Genomic DNA, 9,831 nt, shown 5'->3' on the forward strand with positions numbered 1-9,831 from the left:
ATAAATCCAGTTTTGACGGATGAGATAATTGGCTGAGTTGTAAAGATTTTTAGACTGCCAAGACAAGCTATCTATTTCCCTCCAAAAACGATGCCCTTTTTTGATTATATGTCTTTGGGCTAGTAGCATTATTGTCCGTGATATTTTAACTCGGGCCAAATCTTATCGTACCAGACGGCAATTGATGACCGATCAACACCTCGACTCCGCTCGGTGTTGACGCGCTGAGCGAAGCCGAAGCGTCAAGTTTCCTTGTTTCCACCACCTCCAGGCAGTTCGATAACTGATTCCTGCTTTTTTGGCATAGTCTGAGAGTTTCATCTCTATATATTACCCAACATGACTACATCTGACTATATTCTTATTGAAACTTTACAATACTCCCCTGAGTAATCATTATGCCTTATCGTACCAACTCTAATAGAGTAGAATTTCGTGATTAGTGATCTACGATACAAGCGACAAGAAATGTAGGGGCGCAAGGCTTGCGCCCAGAAATATTTTGGTGTTGCCGAAATCTTTAATATACCGTAGCCAAAATGTCAGTACCTGTGAACAAGCATCAAACCCTTACAAATGACAAATGACGAATGACAAATGACAAATGACAAATGACAAATGACCATCCCCACCGTTAACTTTAATTGTCACCACCTACTTATTGTCTCTCGGTTCTAGTAGCTTTATCCTATTCTGATCATCAAACTTTTCCTTGTTATCAATAGTTTCTAAAGTCGCTTCCTGTTCCTTTAACGACTCAATATTGTTGCTCAACTCCACTGTGTTTCTATATACTCGATTGAACGATAACCAAACTACGGTAGTAGTGAAACTGGCTCCTATAATCACCGTTAATGGTAAAATAACACCACTGTCAGTCATCGAAACTAATGGAATGCAAATCCCTAGCATTCCCGTGGCAAATCCCCAGATAATCGCAGTAGCGGCAAGTTTAAAGCCTGCTCCTTGTGTTTGACGTATCATAAGTTAAGTAGGTTGGTGGAAATAAACTTAACTAGATTAAGTTATGTAAACAAGTCTCAAACCTTTACTGTTCCCCGTTCCCTGTTCCCTGTTCCCTGTTCCCTGTTCCCTGTTCCCTAATCTCCACCGCTAACTTTAATTGTGTCCACCTACTTAACTAAAGTTATCAGACAATCACTATCTCGTCTATCACAATGCGATAGTGTTCATCTCCCGCCCAAAACAATGCAATAAATCTTCCAGCTTGGGGTCAGTCAAATCATTAACCACCAACTCCGCCCCCGCCGCAATTAACGCCTGTGGTTCATAAGTCGTCGCCACACCAATCGTTAAAAGTCCCGCACCGACGGCGGAACGAACGCCAGTTAAGGAGTCTTCAAACGCCACGGCTGAAACCGGAGATACACCCAATAATTCTAACCCTACCTGATAAGGCATGGGATCAGGTTTACCCTTTTCCAGTTCCTCCGCTAAAACAACGGTGGTAAAGTGCTTGTCTAAACCGAGAACTTGCAACATGAATTGGGCATTATCTTTCGGTGCATTTGTTACCACCGCCTGCTTCAGTTGCTTTTGATTTGCCCAATCTAACATCTCTAGCAATCCGCCTAACGGTTTCAATTGTTTGGCGGCACGTTTCCGATATTCTGCTTCTTTATAATCCCCTAACTCTTTTCCTGCTTCTAGAGACAGATGAGGTAATAAATCCTTGACAATCGCCGCATTGAGACGACCGCTAAAATGAGTTTGGTAGAAGGCGTGATCAAACTCTAAGCCATACTCGCGCAAGATATCTTGCCACGTCTGAAAATGGATAGGGTCAGTATCCGCTAAGGTGCCGTCTAAATCAAATAATAATGCCTGAAGCATAATCGGTGGAATAGTAGCTGTTGCACCCTAGTCTACCGCTTTGTAACGAAATATGACAAGAACGATTAGTGATATGATTCAATCTCAACTCGCACTACCCAAGGTATCCTATACGGTTGAATGGAAAAAGTTGCCTGATGATTTTCAATTACCCGATGAACCTGTGGAGAATATTTATCATCCCTTACTCGCATCAGCGCTGCGGGAGATTCTAGAAATCGCTGGCTTTATCACCGCCTCCATGCTATTCGCCTCCAACTTTGCTATCTGCGCCACAGTGGACAGAAAAATAGTGGTCAAAGCACCAGATTGGTTTTATGTTCCCAATGTGTTACCTATCGCGCCAGAAGTTACTCGTCGCAGTTATACCCCTCATGCAGAGGGAGATATTCCAGCCATTGTTATGGAGTTTCTTTCTGAGACTGAACAGGGAGAATACTCAGCGAAATCGACTTATCCCTATGGAAAATGGTATTTTTATGAGCGGATTTTGCAAGTCCCAATTTATGTTATTTTTAACCCAAATGATGGCACATTAGAAGTCCATGACTTAGTAGCCGGACATTATGAACTGCGACAACCCGATGCCAATGGACGCTACTGGATTGCCACAATGGGTTTATATTTGGGAGTTTGGTACGGCACTAAGGCGGAAATAACCTGCTATTGGTTACGGTGGTGGGACGAATCAGGAACTCTTTTCCCTTGGGGAGTTGAGCGAGTGGAACAGAGTTTACACGAAGGAGTACAACAAGGAAGAATGCAGGAAAAGTTAGCTATGATTAACCGTTTATTGATTCGCCGAATTGGTGAAATTACTCCGGATGTGCAATCCCGAATTAATACTTTATCGGCGACAGCTTTAGATGAATTAAGTGAGGCTTTATTAGGTTTTACCGATATGACGGATTTAGTCAATTGGATTGAGCAGTATTAATGTTGAAGTCACCCCATTTTGAGGAGGCGATTGAAATCGCTGCTACACAAACTGACATGATAGAACGCAACTTAGTAAGTAGTCGTACAAAAGAAAACGGTACTGTACTAAGTTTTGTAAATTGCCCTCAAACCCTTACTGTTCCCTGTTCCCTGTTCCCTGTTCCCTGTTCTTTGACGATAATTAAGTCCAATCAAGTCTTTAAAATAAATAGATGTTGGTTCTTTTAATACTGAACTATAGTCTTTGTGAATTTGAGGAGTAACTGAGGTACTATCGCTGAAAAATAGAGAATCTCCGAGAACGGCAACAGACTTTTGATTAAGGGAGTGAATTAAATCCTGTGACCGTATCCCTTTTTGATTATAAATTTTATTTAACGCGGCATTATCTTCTGACACAATTGCTTTAAATGCCATTTGTTCATCCTCAGTAAGCTGTTGAGTAAATTCCAGCAATTTCTGCCATTCTCGTGGTAAAATTGCGGATAAACTTGGTTCAATTATGGGAAATATTGTTTCACTTGCTGTTAACTTCTGTACTCGTAGGGTTTGCATTTGCTGTTGCAGAGCGGCATAATCGGATTCTAACTGCTGTTTAAGCTGATCTAATCGCGTCAAATCTTGATTGAGTTGCTTTTGTTGTTGCTGTTTTTCAGTAACTTGTTGCTGCATTTGTTCCAATTCGGATTTGAGCGGAGTGAGATTTTCCTGCACTCGCTGTTGCTGTATTCGCAAGGATAAAAAAGCTTGATTCAGTTGCTCTAAACGTTGTTTTAAGGCTTGAATTTGGGTATGTAAGTCGTAAGCTTCGCCGCCTAAGTCTTGCTTACGGTGTTCTAGTTCGGCTAAGTCTTGACTAAGATGTTCGTGGTGATGCAGTTTATCGGCTATTTCAGTTTGAAGCTGTTCGAGTTCAGTATGTAAGTGATTTAAGCGAGTTTCCGCTGGCTGGATTTGAGCCGTTTTTGCCCAGAGGGATTGATTCAGTTCACTTTGGTGTTTCTCTATCTGCTGAATTTGCGATCGCAGAATACTCACTTCCTCTAGGTGTTCCTGCTTGTGCTGTTGAACTTCACGGATTTCTTGATACAGGCTATTTCGTTGGTTATGCAGTTCAGACACCCGACTCAGAAGCTGACTTCGTTCCGTTTGTAATGCATTGATACTGGCTTCGAGTTGGTGTTGAGTTTCCCTTCCCTGCATGAGTGATGCATACAGCAGGCTTTCTTCTTCCTCAAATTCTTGGATTTGATTGAGTAAAGCATTTTTGCGCTGTTTTTCTGCTTGGAGGCGTCGCCTATCTGCTACAGTAACGCCAGCATAACTTGCGACAACGGTAACGACTCCATTAACCAAGGCTTTGTTGGGGTTAACGAACAATCCCACACCCACGCTGACTGTAAAAGCAACTGTACCAAGAAGCATTTGATTAACAAGTTGGTTCATTGGTCATTCGTCATTGGTCTTATGTCTTATGTTATTGGTCTTATGTCATTTGTCATTGGTCTTATGTCTCAAATCTAAACGAAAAGAGGGCGGGTTTTGTTGATAAGTTATCGGTATACCCATCAATTAAATGGCTCGCGCCCGCCCCTACAATACGATATAACTTTTGCATCCTGCTACCCTTCTACCCTATCCAAAGGACGAATCCCTAAATCAGCGCTGAGAAAATCCACAAATTGGCGGGCGCTGCGTCCAGAACGTCCATTGTGGCGGGTTGCCCATTGAATGGCACGGGATTTTAAGTCATTTTGGGGTAAGTTTATGTTGGCTTGTTGGGCTAAATGATAGACAATGTTGAGATAAGCGTCTTGGTTGGCTGGTTCAAAGGTCAGGGTTAAGCCGAAGCGATCGCTAAAGGATAATTTTTCCTGTAAGGTATCCCAAGCATGGATTTCATCATTATCGCTGGGACGAGGGCGATCGCCAAAAAATTCCCGTACTAAGTGGCGTCGATTGGAGGTGGCATAAACGACTACATTTTGGGAACGGGCGGTGACACCCCCTTCTAAGACGACTTTTAAGGCTTTGAATGCATCGTCGTCTTCTTCAAAGGAGAGGTCATCTACAAAGATGATAAACTTCTGCGGTACGTCTCGCAATTGCTCCACAATCATCGGTAAATCTTTTAAGTCAGACTTGGCAACTTCAATCAACCGCAGTCCCTGATTCTTATAATTTTGTAATAACCCCTTGACTAATGACGACTTTCCTGTGCCACGACTGCCATAAAGTAAGACATGTAACGCCGGATAATCGGCGAGTAAAAATTCTGTATTTTTAACTAACGCGGCTTGTTGAGACTCATAACCCACCAATTGAGTTAACTGAATCGGATCAGGGTGGGCGATACCAACCAATTGACCCGACTGCCAACGCAGAGCATGATATTGGGCAAATAACCCTGTACCATGTTGCTGATAGTGGGCGGCTAATTCCTCTAGAGATTCTGTCCAATCACTCTGTTGGTGTAGAAATGTGGGCTGCACCGTTTCCAGATTCCAAGAAACAGGCTGTGCTTCTAACTGAGAGGCTTTTTGCACCCACCGACTTAGCTGTTCGGCGCTACATTCAGAAAGATGTTGTAAGGCGTGTAAATCCTGTTGAGCCGCCGTGACTAGGGCTGGGGGTAAATCTTGCAAGGCTACCCGTTGTACTTGCTGAGTAAAGGGATTATCGTCTTGGAGAATTTGCCGAATCAGATAATCTTGCCAACTTTCTCCGTGGGCGGCTAACGTTTTGAACCAGTTACCATAAGCCACCAAGCAAGCAGTTTGTTCAGCTTCACCCTTGCTTAAGGTTTGCAAAATATGGATAAAAGCTCGTCCCACGTCGTTACGGAAAACTGATTGATACAGTAGCAGCGACGCGGCTTGGCGTTTGAGGAATTGGCTGGAGGAGTTGGCAGGTGTTTTTGTTGATGGCATGACGCCTATTGTAGCGGATTACAGAATACCCAAGGAAATTTCGTTTCTTTCCTCAACCCAGCCGACAAAGGTAATATGCTTCCTGTTCCCAGCCTAATTGGTCGCTATCCTGTGATAACTGATTCGTGGTAGGCATTAGTTGTGGGTTTATGACTGTTGCAGACTGTTCAGAAAATAGTTACGTTAGTTGATATCATTTTATGATTGCACAGGCTGCAACTATGGAGCGAGAAGCTGTAACTATCCGTATTCCCGCCGATTTGCTTGAGCAAGCAAGGCAATTTCGAGAGGGCAGTGAGTCTTTTAACGAGATGGTGGTTGAAGCAATCAACCGCGAGGTGCGACGGCGGCGATCGCTAGCAGCCCATCAACGCATTGTGACTCGTAGTGCTGAAGTAGAAGCCAAAACAGGAATTCAATCAAGTTCTGTGGACTTGATTCATCAGCTGCGATCGGGTGAGGGACGACGTGACTAAGTGTATCGACACTAGCGTTTGGATTCCTTATTTGATACCTGAGACATTGCAACCCCAAGCCAGAAACTTTATCCTTCCCTTGCTGACATCGAATGAGCGTTTGGTTGCTCCAGCATTTGCATGGACTGAAGTTGGCTCAGTATTGCGAAAAAAAGTAAGGTTGGGAGCAATTACCACTTCCCAGGCTACAGGGTTTTATGATGATTTCTGCCAGATGCCTGTTGAGTACCTCGATAGCAATGCTATCCGTGCCAAAACATGGGCGATTGCCCAACAGTTCTCTTTGGCAACTCTCTATGATGCTGCTTTTCTAGCCGTTGCCGAGCTAGAATCTGCCGAATTCTGGACAGCCGACCAATCTTTGCTCAATACGCTTACACCATGTCCAGGATATGTCCGAAAACTGGAAGCATAAATAAGTGAGGGCAAAAGTCCTTTGTTTGGGAAATCTATTGTCATTGACAATAATAGTCGCGATCGCACTCAATGCCATTCTCTATAGTCCGCGTAGGCGGACTTTGTTTGTTTAGCCGCGATTTTAATCGCCAGACTTAAGTTGACATCAATGAAGGGCGCACGTCGGTGCGCCCCTACGATAATGTCGTTTTTCCACGACGCCGATTGATGGAGAAACGTTCTAGCCAATGATGGTAAAATCGGCTTCTGTTAAGAGGTTGGCATTCACTCCTTTGAGAATAGCCAGCGTCTCATCTTCAAAACCAATCAGGGTATTTTTGCCATCTTGAATAATCGATAACTGACCAAAAGTTAAACCATTGGCTAAACCAATTAAATCTGCACCGTCTTGGAAATCTACGATTGTATCTGTCCCTTCATTCATAGCCAGGATAAAGGTATCGCTACCACTACCGCCAGAGAAGTCATCCCCAGTTAGGGTATCGTTACCGAGTCCGCCGCGCAGGATGTCATCCCCATCATCCCCCCAGATTTGGTCATCCCCGGCTTCACCAAAGAGTTGGTCATTACCCCCTTTGCCACCGATGCGATCGCTCCCTGCACCACCGAAGATGATATCATCGCCACCGATATCGACTTGGGGGGAGCGTTGATTCAAGTCGCCGCGTAAGACATCATCCCCGTCACCGCCGAAGATGGTATCATTGCCGAGATTGCCTGCGATGGTGTCATTACCGCCGAATCCGTTAATGCGATCGCTCCCTTGAGTGCCAACTAAAGTATCATTGTTGGGGGTGCCATCGATTCCTGAGCGGATACTGCCAAACACCACATAAGTTTCTCCTTCTCTGGCACCGACAGTATCTCTGGTACCGATAATCAAGTCATCAATGCCATCTCCATTCATATCTCCTGCTCCACTCACCGAATAACCTGAGCGGTCACCCACATCAATCCCGTTGATGACAAAGCCATTGCTACCGTTGAGTTCAGACAGCTCAAGTGAAGCATTAAAACCTTCGCTGTTACCAAACACCACATAAGTTTCTCCTGCCCCACTGTTACCGTTGGGGTTAGCCAAAGTGGCACCGATAATCAAGTCATCAATGCCATCTCCATTGATATCTCCTGCTCCACTCACCGAATAACCTGAGCGGTCACCCCTATCAATCCCGTTAATGACAAAGCCATTGCTACCGTTGAGTTCAGACAGCTCAAGTGAAGCATTGAAACCTTTGCTGTTACCAAACACCACATAAGTTTCTCCTGCAAAAGAGTTACCGTTGGGGTCAGCATTTCTGGCACCGATAATCAAGTCACCAATGCCATCTCCATTGATATCTCCTGCTCCACCCACCGAAGAACCTGATTGGTCAAACACATCAATCCCGTTGAGGACAAAGCCATTGCTACCGTTGAGTTCAGACAGCTCAAGTGAAGCATTGAAACCTTTGCTGTTACCAAACACCACATAAGTTTCTCCTGCCCTAAAGTTACCGTTGGGGTCAGCACCTCTGGCACCGATAATCAAGTCATCAATGCCATCCCCATTGATATCTCCTGCTCCACTCACCGAACTACCTGATTCGTCACCCGCATCAATCCCATTGATGACAAAGCCATTGCTACCGTTGAGTTCAGACAGCTCAAGTGAAGCATTGAAACCTTCGCTGTTACCAAACACCACATAAGTTTCTCCTGCAGGGTCAGCAAGGGATGCATCGATAATCAAGTCATCAATGCCATCCCCATTGATATCTCCTGCTCTACTCACCGAACCACCTGAGTTGTCAAACCGATCAATCCCGTTAATGATAAAGCCATTGCTACCGTTGAGTTCAGACAGCTCAAGTGAAGCATTGAAACCTTCGCTGTTACCAAACACCACATAAGTTTCTCCTGCACTCAAGTTACCGTTGGGGTCAGCATTTCTGGCACCGATAATCAAGTCATCAATGCCATCTCCATTGATATCTCCTGCTCCACTCACCGAAATACCTGAGTAGTCACCCCTATCAATCCCGTTAATGACAAAGCCATTGCTACCATTGAGTTCAGATAGCTCAAGTGAAGCATTGAAACCTTCGCTGTTACCAAACACCACATAAGTTTCTCCTGCACTCAAGTTACCGTTGGGGTCAGCACGGGGGGCACCGATAATCAAGTCATCAATGCCATCTCCATTGATATCTCCTGCTCCACTCACCGAACGACCTGAGTCGTCAAACGGATCAATCTCATTGAGGACAAAGCCATTGCTACCATCCAATTCACTAAGATTCAAAAATGCAGTTGTCATAGTATTCTCCCGTTAAATTTCAGTTACTATTGCTCCGAACCAACCCTGACAATACGCCGAATTTCATCTGTTTTAAACCCAACTGCCATCGGACGCCGCATTCCTGGCAACATCGCCACATCATACAACTCGGTCACTATCCCTTCAATTCGCAACCAATGCACAATATCCCCACTCCTCAAATCAATCACGAATAACCCACAGCGCGGTTCAGCCTGCTTACTCTCTAACTGCTCATCCAACGCCAAACCCGAAAACGTTTTATTCTCCCTCGGCTTCGATAACCCGACAATCGCAAAATCCCCACTAAACGCCAACCCGCGCAAATAACCGGGACAAAACGCCACTGACTCAAACTCTCCCCGGTTCAAATCAACATATCCAAACTCCCCTGTGCCAGAATTGAGCAACCAGAGTTTACCCTGATATAGTCGCGGCGAATGAGGCATCGATAACCCCGTCAAAATCACCTGATTGCTACCCACATCCACCACACACCCGCCATCGTGCCGTTTATCCCGCCAACCATCAGCAACATCCGATTGACTCACGGCTGTCACATACCCCGGTTGTCCCTCTCTCATCGCCAAACCATTCAAATGACACCGATCTTCAGCCGCCAGCTTAGAAATAAACGGCGGTTGCCATACCGGAATAAAACTGTGGGTTTCGCTCACTGTTGCCAAACAGCTAAATAAGGTATTGACAAAGATGGGGGAATCCCCCCCAGCCCCCCTTTGTAAGGGGGGAGCAAGAGATCCCCCCCCTTTTGAAGGGCTGACAGGTGTAGGTTTTTTATTTTAGGGTTGGGACAAGACAAGGAGGACAAGGAAGGAAAGAAGACAAGGGGGGAAAACCGTACAGAATTCGGTTCGGTCAAACTAACTTCTAAAAGCCGAAACGCCCTATTTTTCGT

At 44.9% G+C, this 9,831-nt stretch carries 9 protein-coding genes and 2 pseudogenes; 3 read left to right on the top strand and 8 right to left on the bottom strand.

The features are described from left to right. Nucleotides 1-243: 243 nt before the first annotated feature. From RIC07_RS21150 to RIC07_RS21160, 3 genes and pseudogenes are all read right to left on the bottom strand, one after another. Nucleotides 244-321, bottom strand: a pseudogene (locus tag RIC07_RS21150) (IS607 family transposase); the annotation flags it as partial. A gap of 333 nt (nucleotides 322-654) precedes the next feature. Continuing rightward, on the bottom strand, nucleotides 655-984 hold the full coding sequence (locus RIC07_RS21155; RefSeq protein WP_446396243.1) for a hypothetical protein: 330 nt from the start codon (nucleotides 982-984) through the stop codon (nucleotides 655-657). Between the two features lie 189 nt (nucleotides 985-1,173). After that, a complete protein-coding gene (locus RIC07_RS21160) occupies nucleotides 1,174-1,854 on the bottom strand; it encodes an HAD family hydrolase (protein WP_446396244.1) in 681 nt (226 codons plus the stop codon). Between the two features lie 73 nt (nucleotides 1,855-1,927). On the opposite strand from RIC07_RS21160, the gene RIC07_RS21165 reads away from it, so the two are divergent. After that, nucleotides 1,928-2,791: a DUF4351 domain-containing protein gene (locus RIC07_RS21165; protein ID WP_446396245.1), complete on the top strand. Its 864-nt coding sequence runs from the start codon at nucleotides 1,928-1,930 to the stop codon at nucleotides 2,789-2,791. Nucleotides 2,792-2,898: 107 nt separating this feature from the next. Here RIC07_RS21165 and RIC07_RS21170 read toward each other — a convergent pair whose 3' ends face one another. Beyond that, nucleotides 2,899-4,239 (bottom strand): hypothetical protein, encoded by a 1,341-nt coding sequence (locus RIC07_RS21170; RefSeq protein ID WP_446396246.1) that lies wholly within the window; start codon nucleotides 4,237-4,239, stop codon nucleotides 2,899-2,901. Between the two features lie 176 nt (nucleotides 4,240-4,415). Next, on the bottom strand, nucleotides 4,416-5,723 hold the full coding sequence (locus RIC07_RS21175) for an ATP-binding protein (protein WP_446396247.1): 1,308 nt from the start codon (nucleotides 5,721-5,723) through the stop codon (nucleotides 4,416-4,418). 221 nt (nucleotides 5,724-5,944) lie between these two features. Here RIC07_RS21175 and RIC07_RS21180 point away from each other — a divergent pair, with 221 nt between their 5' ends. Both RIC07_RS21180 and RIC07_RS21185 read left to right on the top strand, forming a co-directional pair. Then, on the top strand, nucleotides 5,945-6,199 hold the full coding sequence (locus tag RIC07_RS21180; protein WP_446380440.1) for a YlcI/YnfO family protein: 255 nt from the start codon (nucleotides 5,945-5,947) through the stop codon (nucleotides 6,197-6,199). Continuing rightward, nucleotides 6,192-6,614, top strand: a complete 423-nt coding sequence (locus RIC07_RS21185; RefSeq protein ID WP_446396248.1) for a type II toxin-antitoxin system VapC family toxin — start codon at nucleotides 6,192-6,194, stop codon at nucleotides 6,612-6,614. Before RIC07_RS21180 ends, RIC07_RS21185 begins: the two co-directional genes overlap by 8 nt. 68 nt (nucleotides 6,615-6,682) lie before the next feature. Here RIC07_RS21185 and RIC07_RS21190 read toward each other — a convergent pair whose 3' ends face one another. The 3 genes and pseudogenes from RIC07_RS21190 to RIC07_RS21200 all read right to left on the bottom strand — a co-directional run. Continuing rightward, entirely contained in the window at nucleotides 6,683-6,844 is a 162-nt protein-coding gene (locus tag RIC07_RS21190; protein ID WP_446396249.1) for a hypothetical protein, read from the bottom strand. Then, nucleotides 6,837-8,915, bottom strand: coding sequence for a hypothetical protein (locus tag RIC07_RS21195; RefSeq protein WP_446396250.1), 2,079 nt, complete (start codon nucleotides 8,913-8,915; stop codon nucleotides 6,837-6,839). The genes RIC07_RS21190 and RIC07_RS21195 overlap by 8 nt, the downstream gene beginning before the upstream one ends. Nucleotides 8,916-8,941: 26 nt before the next feature. Continuing rightward, a pseudogene (locus tag RIC07_RS21200) lies at nucleotides 8,942-9,628 on the bottom strand (TIGR03032 family protein); the annotation flags it as partial. Nucleotides 9,629-9,831 lie beyond the last annotated feature (203 nt).

It is taken from the genome of Coleofasciculus sp. E1-EBD-02, from assembly GCF_040218245.1.
In the GTDB taxonomy this organism is placed as follows: Bacteria; Cyanobacteriota; Cyanobacteriia; order Cyanobacteriales; family Coleofasciculaceae; genus Coleofasciculus.